The organism is Paraburkholderia acidicola (assembly GCF_002362315.1).
Taxonomy (GTDB): Bacteria; Pseudomonadota; Gammaproteobacteria; order Burkholderiales; family Burkholderiaceae; genus Paraburkholderia; species Paraburkholderia acidicola.
On sequence record NZ_MTZV01000006.1, the window covers coordinates 775,260 to 791,169 of the forward strand.

The 15,910-nt window shown below is 64.4% G+C and carries 13 protein-coding genes and 1 pseudogene; 6 read left to right on the forward strand and 8 right to left on the reverse strand.

What is annotated here, in order from left to right; all coding sequences use genetic code 11:
* Positions 1 to 98 precede the first annotated feature (98 nt).
* Complete coding sequence (locus BWP39_RS22295) at positions 99 to 398, forward strand: transposase (protein ID WP_207557040.1); 300 nt, start codon at positions 99 to 101, stop codon at positions 396 to 398.
* A gap of 135 nt (positions 399 to 533) precedes the next feature.
* Here the strand turns inward: BWP39_RS22295 and BWP39_RS22300 are convergent.
* From BWP39_RS22300 to BWP39_RS22330, 7 genes and pseudogenes are all read right to left on the reverse strand, one after another.
* Positions 534 to 1,412: pseudogene (locus BWP39_RS22300) on the reverse strand (LysR family transcriptional regulator); the annotation flags it as partial.
* A gap of 279 nt (positions 1,413 to 1,691) precedes the next feature.
* A complete protein-coding gene (locus BWP39_RS22305) occupies positions 1,692 to 3,158 on the reverse strand; it encodes a heavy metal sensor histidine kinase (protein ID WP_096726095.1) in 1,467 nt (488 codons plus the stop codon).
* A 5-nt stretch (positions 3,159 to 3,163) separates the two neighbouring features.
* The gene (locus BWP39_RS22310; protein ID WP_096724159.1) at positions 3,164 to 3,841 is read right to left on the reverse strand and encodes a heavy metal response regulator transcription factor; all 678 of its coding nucleotides are present in this window, start codon (positions 3,839 to 3,841) and stop codon (positions 3,164 to 3,166) included.
* Entirely contained in the window at positions 3,841 to 5,325 is a 1,485-nt protein-coding gene (locus tag BWP39_RS22315) for an efflux transporter outer membrane subunit (protein WP_235851496.1), read from the reverse strand. Before BWP39_RS22315 ends, BWP39_RS22310 begins: the two co-directional genes overlap by 1 nt.
* An 83-nt stretch (positions 5,326 to 5,408) precedes the next feature.
* Complete coding sequence (locus tag BWP39_RS22320; protein ID WP_096724163.1) at positions 5,409 to 6,719, reverse strand: efflux RND transporter periplasmic adaptor subunit; 1,311 nt, start codon at positions 6,717 to 6,719, stop codon at positions 5,409 to 5,411.
* Positions 6,720 to 6,735: 16 nt separating this feature from the next.
* Positions 6,736 to 9,969, reverse strand: a complete 3,234-nt coding sequence (locus BWP39_RS22325; protein WP_096724165.1) for an efflux RND transporter permease subunit — start codon at positions 9,967 to 9,969, stop codon at positions 6,736 to 6,738.
* Positions 9,970 to 10,190: 221 nt separating this feature from the next.
* A complete protein-coding gene (locus tag BWP39_RS22330; protein WP_096724167.1) occupies positions 10,191 to 10,478 on the reverse strand; it encodes a hypothetical protein in 288 nt (95 codons plus the stop codon).
* Between the two features lie 427 nt (positions 10,479 to 10,905).
* On the opposite strand from BWP39_RS22330, the gene BWP39_RS22335 reads away from it, so the two are divergent.
* The 5 genes from BWP39_RS22335 (at position 10,906) to BWP39_RS22355 (ending at position 14,753) form a co-directional block, all read left to right on the forward strand.
* Positions 10,906 to 11,154: a hypothetical protein gene (locus tag BWP39_RS22335; RefSeq protein ID WP_096724169.1), complete on the forward strand. Its 249-nt coding sequence runs from the start codon at positions 10,906 to 10,908 to the stop codon at positions 11,152 to 11,154.
* 383 nt (positions 11,155 to 11,537) lie between these two features.
* The gene (locus BWP39_RS22340) at positions 11,538 to 11,876 is read left to right on the forward strand and encodes a hypothetical protein (protein ID WP_096726097.1); all 339 of its coding nucleotides are present in this window, start codon (positions 11,538 to 11,540) and stop codon (positions 11,874 to 11,876) included.
* Positions 11,877 to 11,914: 38 nt separating this feature from the next.
* Positions 11,915 to 12,442 carry a YMGG-like glycine zipper-containing protein gene (locus BWP39_RS22345; RefSeq protein WP_096726096.1) on the forward strand — a complete coding sequence of 176 codons (528 nt, stop codon included), beginning with the start codon at positions 11,915 to 11,917 and terminating at the stop codon, positions 12,440 to 12,442.
* A gap of 567 nt (positions 12,443 to 13,009) precedes the next feature.
* Positions 13,010 to 13,465: a DUF2844 domain-containing protein gene (locus tag BWP39_RS22350; protein WP_235851497.1), complete on the forward strand. Its 456-nt coding sequence runs from the start codon at positions 13,010 to 13,012 to the stop codon at positions 13,463 to 13,465.
* Between the two features lie 10 nt (positions 13,466 to 13,475).
* Positions 13,476 to 14,753 carry a DUF3443 domain-containing protein gene (locus BWP39_RS22355; protein WP_096724173.1) on the forward strand — a complete coding sequence of 426 codons (1,278 nt, stop codon included), beginning with the start codon at positions 13,476 to 13,478 and terminating at the stop codon, positions 14,751 to 14,753.
* Positions 14,754 to 14,814: 61 nt separating this feature from the next.
* On the opposite strand, the gene BWP39_RS22360 is transcribed toward BWP39_RS22355, so the two are convergent.
* The gene (locus BWP39_RS22360; RefSeq protein ID WP_096724175.1) at positions 14,815 to 15,705 is read right to left on the reverse strand and encodes a 2OG-Fe(II) oxygenase; all 891 of its coding nucleotides are present in this window, start codon (positions 15,703 to 15,705) and stop codon (positions 14,815 to 14,817) included.
* Between the last annotated feature and the right edge of the window lie 205 nt (positions 15,706 to 15,910).

Consider the following 15,910-nt stretch of genomic DNA (forward strand, 5'->3'; position numbering starts at 1 on the left):
TCTTCTAACCAGTCGGGAAAAGCCACCTACATTGAATATTCAACCATGCATGGTTTTGGCATAATTCAATGTACCTACTAGTTAACGAAGTTTGCTGTATGACAACTGTCCCCCTGACAGACGACGCGTGGCTGCGTGTCTGTCATCTATTCGAGGAACCGGCGGCAGGGCCAACGAACGTCGGCCGGCCGCGCAGACAGTCGCGCGATGTGCTCAACGGCGTGCTGTGGGTTCTGTTGAATCACGAGAAGTGGCATCACCTGCCGTCCACCTTTCCGCCGTCGCAGACCTGCTACGCCCGCTGGCTGCAATGGAAACGGACCGGCCTGATCGATACGGTCATCGCCGAGCTGGAAAAAGGCGACGACGCCCCGCCGGACAGCGGCGGCGCGCCATAAAGCGGCCTTGCGTCCGCTGCATCTCCGGTCTGTGCAACGGGAACGATAGGTCGAACCCGCCTATACGAGCGCGTCTTCGTGTGCGTCGTCCAGCGCGTCGTCGACCACGCGCGGGACATCTGCCTGCATAGCACCGAAACGCGCGATGACGTGATCGACGAACGTCCGCACCTTCGCCGGCAGATGGCGGCGGCTCGGATACGCGACGCTGTACTCGATATGCGGCAGGGTGTAGTCGTCGAGCAGCCGCACCAGACGACCACTGGCAAGATCCTCGTCGACCAGATAGGCCGGCAGGATCGCGATGCCCATGCCCAGCAGCGCGCAGCGGCGCAGCATTTCCGTGTTGTTGGCGACGACCGCACCGGACGGACTCACGCGCACGTTGCCGTCGCTATTCATGAAGGTCTGTGCAGCCGCCCAGGAATCGGACGACTGGCCGAGCCATGCATGGTCGTTCAGTTGCTCGGGCTGCCGCGGCACGCCGTGCTTCGCGAGATAGGCCGGCGCCGCGCATGCGATCAGATAGGTCGTCGTGAAACGACGCGCCACGATGCTGCCGGCCCGCACCTGCGACGACACCAGCACGCCGACGTCGAAGCCCTCTTCGACCAGATCGACGGGCCGGTCGACCAGCGTCACATCGGGTGTCACTTTCGGGTAGCGCTCGGTGTAGGTCTGCAGCACCGAGCCGAGGTTGTGCATGCCGAATTCGACAGGAGCTACGATGCGCAGCGTACCGATCGGCTGATGATTGCGCGACAGCACCATCTGTTCGACGTCTTCAAGTTCGCCGAGCACCTGGCGGGCGCGCTCCAGATAAAGCTGCCCGGCTTCGGTCAACGACAGGCTGCGCGTCGTGCGGTTCAGCAGGCGCGCGCCGAGCCGCCCTTCGAGACCGGCCACGTGGCGGGTCACGACGGCGCCGGACACATCGAGGGCCTGCGCCGCGCGCACAAAGCTGCCGAGATCCGCAACGCGAACGAAAATCCGCATCGATTCCAGATGATCCATGAAACGACTCCAGTGGCTCGTGCATCGGACCGGCGGGGGCCAGTCCCAGTGAACCGTCGCAGCGAAGACAAGCGCGACGGGTACCTCGGTATGGGCACAGTCTAGGCGGGAGGTGCTGTCGGAACACTGGCTGGAAAATGACCGTTTGGTCATCTGGCGGTCAGGCGGGAGGGTGGGATGGCCGCGCGTGTGGGCCACTCGTTGCGGGGAGGCGCGCCCGGGTGAACCGGGCCGGCCCCGGGCGGAACAAAGACGAAACGGGGCGAAGCCCCGTCCGGCCTACGCGCGATTACGCCGGCGCGAAGCGGGAAACAGCAGCGCCGCTTCCGGCACCCGCAGGGGCCGCCGCGCGTCACTGACCGGCCGCTCATCAGGCGCGGTATGGGCACTTGCAGCGGCCACCGAAAAACCAAACGTATTGACGCCATCCTCGCAGCTCACGAAGACGCTGCCACCATGCATCTCGGCCACCGCCTTGACAATGGCCAGGCCGAGCCCATGGTTCTCGCCGCTATTCGAGCGCGACTCGTCGAGCCGGTAGAAGCGCTCGAAGATGTTCATCCGCAGTTCCGGCGCGATCGGTGTGCCCGCATTCGATACCGCCACGAACACCAGGTCGCCGCGCTGCTCAGCGGTGACCGATACGGTGCCGCCCGGCTCCGAATGCTGGATCGCATTGGTCAGCAGGTTGGTGAGCGCCCGGCCCACCAGCGATGGATCCACCGACGCACGCGCATTGCCGCTCAGTTCGACCCGCAACTTCGCCTCGTCGAAGGCGATGTCCATGAAGTCGAGCATGCGGGTGATCTCGTCGGCCATCCATACGTCGGTGAGGTTGATCGCGCGTTCGCCGCGATCGCGGCGCGACAGGAACAGCATGTCGTTGACGATCACGCGCAGCCGTTCGAGTTCTTCGAGGTTCGATTGCAACGTCTGCTGCAACTGGCCAATCGAGCGGTCGCGGGTCAGCGCGACTTCGGTCTGGCCGATCAGGATGCTCACCGGTGTGCGCAGTTCGTGCGCGACGTCCGCGTTGAACGACTCGAGTCGACCATACGCGCCATCGAGCCGCTCGAGCGCACCGTTGAACGATGTCGCGAGATCGTGCAGTTCGCCGGGCAATTCATCGGTGCGCAACCGCTGCCCGCGGTTGCCCGCGCTCACCTGCCCCGCTTCGTCCGAGAGCCGCGCGAGCGGGCGCAAGCCGAAGCGCGTCACGACACTGCTCAGCAGCAGCACGGTCGCACACGCCAGCGCGATCAGCGCGGCCAGGGTGACCGCGAGGTGGTGCAGCGTGCGTTCGCTCGCGGTACAGTCGCCGGCCACCACGACGTCGACGGCCGGACGCACGCCCGCAGCCGGTACTGTGAACTCCGTCGTCACCATGTCGGCGTTCAGACCGGCGACACGGATCACGCGATAGCGGCCGTCGCTGGAGAGCTGCTTTTCAGCGGTAAACGGCGTGCCGAAACGAAACCGCGCATCGGGACTCTGGATGAAGAACAGCGGCCGCCCCGCCGGCGACAGATCGCTCAGATGCTCGGTGACGAAATGCCATTTTTCCGGGGTGCTCACGCGCGCAATCACCGAGCGGGCGATCTCGGCGCGTGCGTCGAGCGTCGCGCGGACATCGCCGCTCAACTGACGCTCCATCACCACGAAGAGCCCCACGCCGACGAGCGTGAACACCAGCAGCGAGACCATCGCGAACATGATCGAGAGCCGGCGCGAGATCGACAGGTTCATCATGATCAGACTCCCTCGCGCTCTTCGAGCACGTAGCCCATCCCGCGAATGGTATGCAGCAGGCGGTTCGTAAACGGTCCGTCGAGCTTCGCGCGCAGCCGCTTGATCGCCGTCTCGACGATGTTCGTGTCACTTTCGAAGTTGACGTCCCACACCAGTTCGGTGATCTGCGTTTTCGACAGGATTTCGCCGTGCCGGCGCGCCAGTACGCTGAGCAACTGGAATTCCTTCGCGGTCAGTTCAAGCCGTGTGCCGTCGCGGCTTGCGCGCCGGCTGATCAGATCGACCCGCAGGTCGCCCACGCAGATCAGCGTCGATTCCTGGGTGCGTGCGCGGCGCGTCAGCGCATGCAGCCGCTCGACGAGTTCGAGAAACGAGAATGGCTTGATCAGGTAATCGTCGGCACCGCTGCGCAGCCCCTGCACGCGATCGTCGACGCGGTCGCGCGCGGTCAGCATGATGACCGGCGTCTGCTTCTGCGCGCGGATTCGCTTCAATACGCTGAAGCCGTCGAGCTTCGGTAGCATCACGTCGAGAATCACCACATCGAAGTCGTATTCCATCGCCATGAATGCGCCGTCCTCGCCGTCGGTGGCGACGTCGACCACCCAGCCTTGTTCGGAGAGGCCGTTGCGCAGGTATTCGACGACCTTCGGTTCGTCTTCGATCAGCAGTACTTTCATCACATCCTCGGATTGTCCGGGCTAGCTGCTGCGGGTGTTACAGGTGCTGCGGGCGTTGCTTGCGCAGTTTGCCCCACACCGCCACTCTGCCGCGCCGCATCAGGCCGCCAGCCGCCGCCGAGCGCCTTTGCCAGCTGCACGACAAGGGCAGCCTGATCCCCTGCAATCTGCACCTCGGTACGCTGTGCGGTCAATAGCTGCTGTTCGGCGTCGAGCACGTTGATGAAGGCGGTCAGGCCGCCTGCATAGCGGTCGTTGGCGAGGCTCAGCAGGTGCTGCGCATCGACGACGCCCTCGTGCGCACGGGCATGCGCGTCGTCGAGCACCGCCAGACCGGTCACCGCGCGCTGCACCTGCTGTAACGCGTCGAGCACTGTTTGCCGGTAGTTTGCCTCAGCCGCGACATAGCCGGCGCGCGCGAACGCCACGCCGGCCGCGCGCTTGCCCCCATCGAACAGCACCTCGCCCGCCGATGCCCCAATCGACCACGCCAGCGCCGGCGCGCCGAACAGGCTCGCGAAACGGGTACTTTCCCAGCCGAGCTGCGGCGACAGCGTCAGATCGGGGAAGTATGCCGCACGTGCGACGCCGATGCTCGCGTTGGCCGCCGCCATCGCGCGTTCGGCGGAAGCGATGTCGGGGCGGCGTTGCAGCAGGTCGCTCGGCATGCCGGTGGGCAGCACCGGGATCGGCGGCAGTTCGACGGCTGGGGCAATCGTAAATTGCGGCGCCGGCACGCCGATCAGCGCGGCGATCGCCGTGTCGAACTGCGCGCGCTGGTTCACCAGCAGTTGCCGCTGCGTCCGGGTCGCGTCGAGTTCCGATTGCTGCTGCAACACGTCGAGCCCCGACACCGCCCCGCTGTCGTGCTGCGCAGTGACGAACGCAAGCGCCTTCTGCTGCAGTACCGTCGAACGATCGAGCACGTCGATTTCCGCATCGAGCTCGCGCAGCGCGAAATACGCGGTGGCGAGATCGGTGGTGACGACGAGGCGCGCGTTGGCGAGATCGTCGCTGGCCTGTTCCGCCGATGCCGTCGACGCCTCAACTTCGCGGCGAATCCGGCCGAACAGATCGATGTCGTAGCTCGCGCCGATGCCCGTCGATACATCGTTCTGTACGGTCGATGAGTTCGGCGTTCCGTAGCTCGTCTGTGGCCGGTCGGCGGAAATTTTCTGGCGCGCGAGACCGCCGTTCAGATCGACCTGCGGCGCCTGCGTCGAGGCAACCGAGGCAAGCGTCGCCTGAGCCTGCTCGTAATGCGCACTCGCGGCGCGCAGCGTCTGGTTACTGTCGAGCGCCTGCTGTTCGAGATCGTCGAGCCGCGCGATGCCGAACGTGCGCCACCAGTCGGGCTGAAGCGGCGCGTGACCGGGCTCGGCCACGCGCCAGCCTGGGTCGGGCGTCGTGCGCCACGCCTGCGGCGCATCGACGTTCGGGCGCACGTAGTCGGGTCCGACTGTGCAGGCCGCGAGCCACAGCATGGCCAGCGCGCCAGCGGGCCAGCGCGCGCGGTACGTCCAGCGCGTCCAGCGAGTCCGGTGGCTCTGCCCGATGCGCAATACCCTCATGCCGCCGCTCCTGCTGCGGGCTTGCCACCCTGCCCGCTGTTGCCATCGCTTTTGCCATCGCTTTTGCCATGATTACCCGCCGCCCCCGCACCCGCGGCCGGCGCGATCGTCACCGGATCCCCATCCGCAATCGAATCAGCCGGGTTAAGGACAACGCGATCGGTGGGTCCGACACCGTTCGCGATTTCCAGCGTCAATCCGAAGTCGCGCGCAATCACCACCGAGCGCAGCTTCACCCGGTTATCCGCGCCGACCACCGCAACCTGCGGCCCTTGCGCGCGAAACAGCAGCGTGTTGCCCGGCAGGATCAGCTTGCCCTGTACCGCGCCGGGAAAGCTCACCTGCACATACGCGCCCGGTATCAGCACGCCGTCGGGATTCGGCAGCCGCACCTCGACCTGCAGCGAACGCGTGCCGACATCGATTGCGCCGGAGACATCCGAAATCACGCCGTCGAACACCTTGTCCGGCAATTCGGTCTGACGGATCGCAACGTGCTGCCCGGCCGCAACGGTATTCGAATACGACTGCGGAACCTGCACGAACACGCGCAGCGGATCGGACTGCGCAACCGCGAACAGCGCGCGAGCCGACGTGCCGCTGCCCGCATCGATCAGGTCGCCTGTGTCGATGTTGCGCTGGGTGATCACGCCGCTAAACGGCGCAACGATGCGCTTGAACGATTCGAGCTGGTTCAGGCGTCGCAGGTTCGCTTCGGCAGCCGACATGTTGGCGACGTCCTGGTTGTACGCACCCTGGCGATCGTCGAGTTCCTGTTGCGACACCGCGTCGCGTTGCCGCAATTGCAACGCGCGAGCCAGCGATACCTTGGCGAGCGCCAGCGTCGACTCAGCCTGTTGCCGTTGCGCGCTGGCCTGCGATTGCTCCTGATCCACCTCGGGCGTATCGAGTTCTGCGAGCAACTGGCCCTGCTGCACATGCGTGCCGATATCGACATACCAGCGCCGCACATAACCGGTTGCGCGCGCATACACCGGCGACTCCGAATAGCCGCGCAGTGTGCCCGGCAGCGTCACGTTGGCCTCGGCGGCGGTGGCCGCATCGGCGGGTGTCGGCGTCACGATGTTCACGTACTGCCGAGCGTTCTGTTCGACGGACGACGATAGCGCATGGTCGTTGCTGACGTTCGCGAGGATCGTGCGGATCGATCCGGCCGCGAGTATCAGCGCAACGCCGTAGGCCGCATAGCGCGCGCGTCGACGCACCGTCGCGCGTGACGGCAGGTCCATGCCGCGGTCCGGATCGTCCGCGTGAATCGCAAGGGATTCGTGATGTTTGTCGTTCATGTCGGTCGGTGTCGCTTCAGGAAAGAGAATCGGTGCCTGCTGCACGCGCGGCCTGGCGTCGCGCGAGGCGGCTATGCACCCCCGCGAACACGAGCGGCACGAACAGCAGCGTAGAGACCGTCGCGAACAGCAGCCCGCCAATCACCGCACGGCCGAGCGGCGCGTTCTGCTCGGCGCCCTCGCCGAGACCGAGCGCCATCGGCACCATACCGATGATCATCGCGGCCGCGGTCATCAGCACCGGACGAATCCGCGTCGCTCCAGCTTCGAGCGCCGCGACGAGCGGCATCGCGCCGTCGTGCAGCCGCTGCCGTGCGAACGACACCACGAGAATGCTGTTGGCTGTCGCGACGCCAACGGTCATGATCGCGCCGGTCAGCGCGGGCACACTCAGGTGTGTACTAGTCAGGAACAGCATCCACGCGATGCCGGCAATCGCCGCGGGCAACGCGCTGATGATGATCAGCGGATCGACCCACGACTGGAAGTTGATCACCATCAGCAGGTAGACGAGCACGATTGCCATCGCGACACCCACGCCGAGCCCGACATACGACGAACGCATCGTCTCGACCTGGCCGCGCACGACGATATCAGTGCCGCGCGGCAGCGACGCGCGCGCTTTCGTCACGAGCGTATCGATATGCGATGCAACCGACCCGAGGTCGCTACCATCGACGCTCACATACAGATCCACCGCAGGCCGGATGTTGTAGTGCGTGACGACGACCGGCTGCACGCCGGGCTGCACCGATGCGAGATTGCCGAGTAGTTGCAGGTTGTTGCCGGGAGCGCCGGCGGGCACGTTGGGAATGGGGGCAACCCCGGGGCCAGCCCCCGCCGTGGGCTGCGCCACCGGAATACGCAGCACGTCATCGAGCGATTCGATCTGATACTGCGGCGTCTGCACAGTCAGCGGATACTCGACGCCGTTCTGCCGGTTCAGCCAGAACGCGGGCGCCGTCTGCGAACTGCCTGACAACGACACCAGCAAATTCTGCGCGACGTTACTCGCGACGAGGCTCACCTGCTGCAACCGTGTGCGGTCCATCTGCATGGTCAGCGTGGGACTGTCGTTGCGCTGCTCGACGTGGACATCGACGGTGCCGGGCACCTGGCGCACGTCTTTCATCAGGCGGCTTGCCACCGTCATGTCGGAGGTGAGATTGCTGCCCGTCACCTGCACGTCGATGGCGGCGGGTTGCCCGAAGTTCAGGATCTGCGTCACGATATCGGCGGGTTGAAAGAAGAACTCGACGCCCGGGAAGCGCTGCGGCAACAGTGCGCGCAACTGGCGCATATACGTTTCGGTCGGCTTGTGGTCGGGTTTCAGCGCCACCTGGATTTCGCCATCGAGCGTACCGATCGTGCCCGCGTTGCTATACGACAGGTTGATCCCGCTATACGGCAGGCCGAGATTGTCGAGGATCGTTTCGAGTTCGCTGGCGGGCACGACTTCGCGCACGACGTGTTCGACCTGGTCGGCGAGCCGCGCCGTTTCCTCGATCCGGTAGCCGCTCGGCGCGCGCATGTGCAGACGGATGTCGCCGGCATCGACAGTCGGGAAGAAATCGCGGCCAAGCACGAGCACGAGTCCCGTCGATACAACGCAGAAACCGACGAAAGCAAGCGCATAGAAACGCCGCCGCGACAGCAGCATGCTGAGCAACACGATGTAGTTCGCGCGGACCCGCTCGAAGGCGCCGTCGAATGACCGGTGAATCCGCATGAACGGCCCCGGCTTCGCTGTCGCCGCGTGCGCAGGTGCGGCGCGATGGTTCATCATCAGCAGCGCGAGGGTCGGCACCAGTGTGCGCGACAGGATGTACGACGCGATCATCGCGAACACGACCGCTTCCGCGAGCGGCACGAACAGATAGCGCGCAACGCCCGTCAGAAAGAACATCGGTACGAAGACGATACAGATACACAGCGTCGAAACGAGCGCGGGGGTTGCGATCTCGCCGGCGCCGTTGAGAATCGCCAGTTCGAGGCCGGAGCCGAGATGCAGATGCCGCTCGATGTTCTCGATCGTCACCGTTGCATCGTCGACGAGAATCCCGACCGCGAGCGCGAGCCCGCCGAGCGTCATGATGTTCAGCGTCTCGCCGAGCGCGTGCAGCATCAGCAGCGACGAGAGGATCGACAGCGGAATCGATACAGCGATGATCACCGTGCTGCGCCAGTTGCCGAGAAACAGCAGGATCATCGCGGCCGTGAGCGCCGCGGCAATTCCCGCTTCGCGAATCACACCGCTGATCGCCGCGCGCACGAACACCGACTGGTCGAAGAGCGGCGCGATCTTCAGGTCCGGCGGTAACGTGTCGCGTGCATGCGGCAGCAGCGCTTTCAGCGTATCGACGATCTGCAGCGTCGACGCGTCGCCGCTCTTCAGGATCGACAGCAGCACGCCGCGGTGACCGTCCTGGCGCACGACGTTGGTCTGCGGCGTGTAGCCGTCGCGCACATGCGCGACTTCGCGCAGATACACCGTCGATCCACCGGACGTGCGCACCGGAATATCGTTGAGTGCAGCGATGGTGTCCGGCGAACCGTTCATGCCGATCGTGTATTCGGTCTGTCCGAGCTTCGCCGTGCCGGTTGGCAGGATCAGGTTCTGTGCGTTGACCGCGTTGACGATATCGGCCGGCGCAAGACCGCGGGCGATCAGCGCACGCGAATCGAGATCGACGGAAATCACGCGCGTCTTGCCGCCGTAGGGAAACGGCACCTGGGCACCCGGAATCGTGATCAGCTGTGGGCGCAGAAAATTCAGCGCGATGTCAGCGACGGCCTGCTCACTCATCGTCGGGCTCGACAGACCCAGCTGAATGACCGGAATGCTCGACGCTGAGTAAGTAATGACGAGCGGCGGTGTCGCACCAGGCGGCATCTGCCGCAACTGCGCCTGCTCCGATGCGACAGTCTGTGCGATCGCGGTCTGCAGGCTCGCGCCCGGTTGCAGGAACAGCTTGATGATCGCGATCCCCGACAGCGACTCCGATTCGATGTGCTGGATGTTATTGACGGTCGTCGTGATACCGCGCTCGTTGACCGACGTGATGCGATCCGCGACGTCGCGCGCGGACAGACCGGTGTAATTCCAGATGACGCTGATCACCGGGATATCGATCGACGGAAAGATGTCGGTCGGCATCGTCAGCAACACGAAGGGCGTGGCAAGCAGGATACCGATCGCGAGAACGATGAAGGTATAGGGCCGCTTGAGCGCCAGATTGACGATCCACATGGGGGCAACCCGGAGTCATGGAAAAAAGGTGGCCGCCGCGGCACAGATCCGGACAGGCGGATAACGAAATACCCGGGATGCTAGGGGACGGGCCGGGCGCCATAATGACGTGAACATGGCGCGGCTGTCAGTATCGCGACGGGAAGCGGGACGGCGCAGGGCGCAATGAGCAACAAGCGCGCGGACGAAGGGCGACGCACGCGGTGCGTCGCCCGTTTGCGTCAGTCGCCCTTGTAGACCGTGTTGTTCAGTTGCTGGATCTGACCGTCGCGCTCGGCGTTGATCAGTTGCTGACGCACGGCCTGACGCGACAGTCCCATCGAACCGCCCGACGCACCCGAGCCGGCATACGATCCGCCTACATCGGCCGCACCGGCGTTCGTCGAACCGGGCTGCGCGGTGGCGGACTGGTCGGGTGCGGTGTTAGCGGTGGGAGCATCCTGGGCGCTGGCTACGCCAGCAAAGGCGACGAGCGAGACGAATGAGGCGGCGGCGATAAGCTTGTTCATGGTGCGGCTCCTTGATGTGGGGGACAACGGGAGAATCGTGCAGCGGCTGCGCGCGAAGGCTGGGCAAAATCCGCTGAACGTGAACGCAGTCTATGTGGCACGCCGTGGCCCTTTGCTGGCTACAGGATGGCGTGGCTGCCATTGTTTGCTCCCGCTGCCTCCCTCAAGGCCGGTTTCTTTCATTGCTTTCATTTACCGGCGCGCCGCCGCGATATGCGGCCTGAAATGCCGCTTAATCGACAAATTGACGCGCGCTCACCCCGGGTACACTCCCTCGTTACACGACGTGGGTCGCGCGTCCGCCAGCGACCAGTCAGCCTCGCAATGCGAATGCGGAGTTGCAATTTGCGAAATCTGACCTACAGTTTTGTCTTACAAAAGGTCGATATTCAGTCGATCAAATTACAAAATTACGGGGGCAACAACCATGATTACGTTCATCGATCACGAAATCGCGCACATAGCCAGAGTGATGCGTCCGTCACTGCTCGGCGACCTGGGTGGACCGATTCTTCCAGCCACTTACTGGCGCAAACGCCTGCATCAACTGCTCAACGGCAACCACCTGACCAAGGGCCAGTTGTGCTCGGTCGATAGCCTGTTGCTCGAACTCGACGACTACGACCGCATCTCGGTTCCGCCCGTCGATCTTCCCCCGCGCGTCCATCACGTCTGACCCGCCGCTGGCACGATAGCGCGCAGCGGCGCACGTCGCTGCGCGAACGGGCATGCCTGCGCGTCTGTCTGCGCGTTTGCCTCGCATCTACCCGGAAACTGCCGCGTTTGATTGCGCTTCTGCAACGCCCAATGCGCACAGGATGTTACCGGCACGTTACGTTTCATTCCCGACCGCAAGCACCGCGCGTGCCGCTGATGCGTGTCCGGGCCAGACCCCGCGCCCTCGCACCGTCATTACGCCAACACCCAAAACGTTAACGGCGTAACGCCGCGAAAAATTCATCCTGCCCCTCGTAATTGAGTTGCCACGCCGGCTGGCATAGCGTTCAGCCATGGCGGAGAGCGCCCGTTCCGCTCCCGTTGTTCGTCGTGGAGATCCGTGTGAAAAAACTCAATGTTGTACTCGGGCTGTCGGCCGCTCTCGTCATCTGCGCGAGCGGAACGGCACAGGCCGCACGTGTTGGCGTGTATATCGGCGGCGGTGGTTATTACTACCCCTGGGCGCCGTACTACTACCCGCCGCCGGTGGTCGTGCCGGTACCGGTGCCGGCTCCTGAACCGCAGGAGTATGTCCAGCAGGGACAGGTCGATGCCGGACCCGCGCAGTCGGCCAATACCTGGTACTACTGCGACGCGTCGAAAACCTACTACCCGTACGCGAAGGAATGCCGCACCGGATGGCGTCCGGTGCCGGCCCAGCCTTCGGGTCCGGGAAACTGAACATGCCGCTGAAGACGATCTATCGCAAAGAGAAGCACATGAAACATTCCAGGTTCGCTCTCGTGACAGCGCTTGCCTCGCTCGGAATACTGAGCGCCTGCGCGATCGTGCCGACCGGTCCCAGCGTGATGGCGCTGCCCGGCACCGGCAAATCGTTTGACCAGTTCCGCGCGGACGACGGCTCTTGCCGCCAATGGGCCTTCGAACAGACCGGCGGCGTATCGACCAACCAGGCCGCCACCGCAAGTGCGCTGGGTAGCGCGGCCATCGGTACCGCGCTTGGTGCGGCAGCCGGTGCTGCGTTCGGCGGCGGCCGGGGGGCCGCGATCGGTGCGGGCGCCGGGTTGCTAACCGGCAGCGCGGTCGGTGCGGGTGCGGCGCAAGGCTCGGCTTATGACGTGCAGCGTCGCTACGACTATGCCTACATGCAATGCATGTACGCCGCCGGAGACCGGATTCCGGTGTCGGCGGGCAGTATGGGCGCGGCTCAGTCGTCGGCTGGTTACGGTTACGCGCCACCTCCGCCGCCGGGCTCGCCACCGCCGCCTCCACCTGGCGCGTACTGATCGTATCGCTGGACGTTTCGTTTCGACGCGGCTGCCGTTCCCAACGGTAGCCGCGTTTTATTTGCGCGACGGCAAAGCTGTCACGAACAGCAACGCTGCTTTCGTCGCAACGCGTAACTCGCGACGCGCGATGACAGGCCGCGAGGTTCACCACTCAAACCGCCCCCGCCCACTGCTCATGTGTAGCGATTTTTTAAACCATGACGCTGCATCACGCGTTTCGCAAAAAATATTTTCCCCAGCGATACCGCCCGTCGAACAGCCGTTTGCTTAAACGCCTTTTTCGGGCTCGACACCCCGGCCCGCACCGCCGGCCGGTCCAGTGATTTTTTTTCTCAAACGCGTCAAGCGGTGCGTTTGACGCAATCGTCCTCGCAAACGATTGCGTCACGACCCTCGTGCTCCCTAAAGTTTTCCGCTGCCGTTCCGTAGACGCATTCACGCCACCTCTGCAACGCGATTGAAACAGCGAACGAGCGGCCGGGGTGAGCGTGCTCCGTTTATCGTCCGTGCCGGCCTTCCGGCAGGCGCGGACGTTCTCACCTCGAGGGAACGCACTTGAAACCGATGCTTCATACACGCATTGCCGGCGCGATGCTAGGGGCGACCTTTGCGCTCTCCTTGCCGGCCTACGCAACGCTCGGCGGAAACATCAGCAGCGTCGGCAACGACCAGATCCGCATGCATGCGTTGACGTACACATCCGCAGCCGCGGCCTCCGCTGCCTACACCGTGCACACGATCACGCTGCCTTCGGGCACCGTCGTCCGCGAATACGTCGCGGCCGATGGCATCGTCTTCGGTGTCGCGTGGGACGGCCCGACGTTGCCCGATCTGAAGGCAACGCTCGGCGCGGCCTTCGATCGCTATGTCGCCGCGAACGCCACACGCCGGGCCACACCGCTCGCGGTGTCGGCCGACGACCTGGTCGTGTACTCGGCGGGGCATCTGCGCGCGTTCTCGGGCTACGCCTATCTGCCGCAGGCCGTACCGGCCGGCGTCGATGTCAGCGTCATTCAATAACGGAGCGGTCATGAGTTATCAACGGTCGTTCCTCTTGCGTGTCTTCGCGATCCTGATCTCGCTGTTCCTCGCCGCATGCGGCGGTGGCGGCGGAGGAGGCAGCACGCCTACCAGCACGAGCAACAGCTCCAGTTCCTCGACCTCGACACCCACACCGACGACGAACACAGCGCCCGCTCCGCAGATACCGGTCGCCAACGCCGCGGCCGTGACCATCGATGCAGGCGTGAGCGGTGTGCCGAACATGCCGTTCGTCAGCGTAACGGTGTGCACGCCGGGCACGACGCAATGCCAGACCATCGATCACGTGCTGGTCGATACCGGTTCGTGGGGACTGCGCGTCTTCGCCTCGCAGTTGCCTGCATCGGTCGCGCTGCCGCAGGAAACCACGGCCACGGGCGGCGCGCTCGCCGAATGCATGCAGTTCTTCGATGGCTACACGTGGGGTTCGGTGCGGCTGGCGGATGTGCAGATCAGCGGCGAGAAAGCGGCGTCGCTGCCGATCCAGGTGATCGATCCCAACTACAGCGCGATCCCGCAGGATTGCAAGAACGTCGGCGCGGCACGCAATACGCCGTCGACGCTCGCTGCGAATGGCATCCTCGGTATCGGTGTGTTCAAGCACGATTGCGGCTTCAACTGCGTGCAGCAGGCCATCCCGGCCACCTACTACACCTGCGCCGGTACGACCTGCGCATCGACGGCACTCGCCGAGGCATTGCAGGTCGCGAACCCGGTGCCGTACTTCGCCACCGACAACAACGGCTCGCTGCTAGTCCTGCCCGCGATCGGAGCGGGTGGCGCGAAAACGGTGAGCGGCCAGCTGGTGTTCGGCATTGGTACGCAGAGCAATAACGCGTTGGGCAGTGCACAGGTGATCGCCGTGAGTCCGTCGAACGGGACCTTCACGACTGTGCAGAACGGCACCACGTATTCGAAAAGTATCATCGACAGCGGCTCGACCGGTCTGTTCTTCCAGACCAGTGCGCTGCCCGTGTGTGCGAGTCCGAACAACGCGTACTACTGCCCGACCTCGACGCAACAGTTGAGCGCGCTGATCCAGGGTGTGAACGGCGTGAACAGTTCGGTCACGTTCAATGTAGGCAATGCGGTTGCGCTGTCGCAGACATATAGCGGCGACTCGGCGATGCCGCTGTTTGCAGGTCCGGCGTTCGTGACGTCGGCGGTATTCGACTGGGGGCTGCCGTTCTTCTACGGTCGCACCGTCTACGCTGCGGTCGAACAGCAGGTGACACCGGTAGGACTCGGGCCTTACCTCGCGTACTAGGCGCGATTGAGCGCATCGTACACATTGCGGCCGCGACCTTCGACAGGTCGCGGCCGCAGTGCTATTCGTACGCGCGCTGACGCATCCACTTGGTCATGATCCACTTCTCGCCGGACTGCACCGGGGCGCCGCCGTGCAGCGTCAGCGGATCGAGTTCGCCGAGGCTGTTCATGTAGGAGAAGTAGACCGCGCCACCCTGCTTCGCGACCACCGATAGCCCCGCTTCCGGGAAGATCGTCTCGCCGCCGCCGGCCACATCGTTTAGATAGATGATCAGTGTGGCCACGCGCTGCCCGCCATGCGCCATGTGTTTCGCACTGCCTGCCTGATCGGGCGGGAAATAGTCGAAGTGCGGACGGTATTCGCCGCCGCCGTTGTAGTGCAGGATCTGGAAGCCTTCGCCACGGTTCATCGGCCAGTTCATCAGTTCGGCAATGCGCTCGTCGAGCGTGGTGATGAACGGGTCCTCGCAGCGCTGGAACCAGATGCCTTCGCTGGTGCGGTTCTGGATCACGTCCTCACTGCCGTCCTGTTCGTTGACGGTCGTCGAGCGCTTCAGGCGATGGCGCGAGCGCTCCATCAACTCGTGGCACTCATCCGCGCTCAACACGTCGCCGAACACGATCACCTGGGGCCGCTCGCAACGCATCAATACCTTCACGTCGCGACCGCCGGCTCGCACGACGTTACCGGCCGGCACCGGACACGTTTCGTAGTGGTAGCCGTTGGAGGCGGTAATGCTGGAGGTGGTGGCGACTGCGGATGCCACAGCAGGCGGTGTGGTTTGCCCCAGCGCTACGGGCTTGCCGAGGACGATCTGCTTCACCGCCTCGCGCGCCGTGCCGTGATCGAAACCGGAGGCGATCATCGCGTCGATCATCGATTCCGCGCTACAGCCTCGTTCCACATTGGTGGTCAGCCAGTCGCGCCAGGCCTTGTCTAGTATTGGCATGTTTGTCTCGTTCTGATGGTCTTGAAATCGGGTCGTACACAGGCCGGCTCGCTCCGGCCACCCGACTAGGGACATGCACATCCCGTGCCATCGGCAACCGGCGGCATCCTGCCATGTCCGCCCACCCTCATCCATCTGCGGCAGCGCCTTGCCATAAGGCTTTACTGCAAGACCCCGGCGCGGTTCCTGCATGCTACGCGCATCG

What these genes read in the sequence shown, in the direction of transcription:
- BWP39_RS22295 (WP_207557040.1), top strand. Translation starts at nt 99, where the DNA reads ATGACAACTGTCCCCCTGACAGACGACGCGTGGCTGCGTGTCTGTCAT.
- BWP39_RS22305 (WP_096726095.1), bottom strand. Translation starts at nt 3,158, where the DNA reads ATGAACCTGTCGATCTCGCGCCGGCTCTCGATCATGTTCGCGATGGTC.
- BWP39_RS22310 (WP_096724159.1), bottom strand. Translation starts at nt 3,841, where the DNA reads ATGAAAGTACTGCTGATCGAAGACGAACCGAAGGTCGTCGAATACCTG.
- BWP39_RS22315 (WP_235851496.1), bottom strand. Translation starts at nt 5,325, where the DNA reads ATGCTGTGGCTCGCGGCCTGCACAGTCGGACCCGACTACGTGCGCCCG.
- BWP39_RS22320 (WP_096724163.1), bottom strand. Translation starts at nt 6,719, where the DNA reads ATGAACGACAAACATCACGAATCCCTTGCGATTCACGCGGACGATCCG.
- BWP39_RS22325 (WP_096724165.1), bottom strand. Translation starts at nt 9,969, where the DNA reads ATGTGGATCGTCAATCTGGCGCTCAAGCGGCCCTATACCTTCATCGTT.
- BWP39_RS22330 (WP_096724167.1), bottom strand. Translation starts at nt 10,478, where the DNA reads ATGAACAAGCTTATCGCCGCCGCCTCATTCGTCTCGCTCGTCGCCTTT.
- BWP39_RS22335 (WP_096724169.1), top strand. Translation starts at nt 10,906, where the DNA reads ATGATTACGTTCATCGATCACGAAATCGCGCACATAGCCAGAGTGATG.
- BWP39_RS22345 (WP_096726096.1), top strand. Translation starts at nt 11,915, where the DNA reads ATGAAACATTCCAGGTTCGCTCTCGTGACAGCGCTTGCCTCGCTCGGA.
- BWP39_RS22350 (WP_235851497.1), top strand. Translation starts at nt 13,010, where the DNA reads ATGCTTCATACACGCATTGCCGGCGCGATGCTAGGGGCGACCTTTGCG.
- BWP39_RS22355 (WP_096724173.1), top strand. Translation starts at nt 13,476, where the DNA reads ATGAGTTATCAACGGTCGTTCCTCTTGCGTGTCTTCGCGATCCTGATC.
- BWP39_RS22360 (WP_096724175.1), bottom strand. Translation starts at nt 15,705, where the DNA reads ATGCCAATACTAGACAAGGCCTGGCGCGACTGGCTGACCACCAATGTG.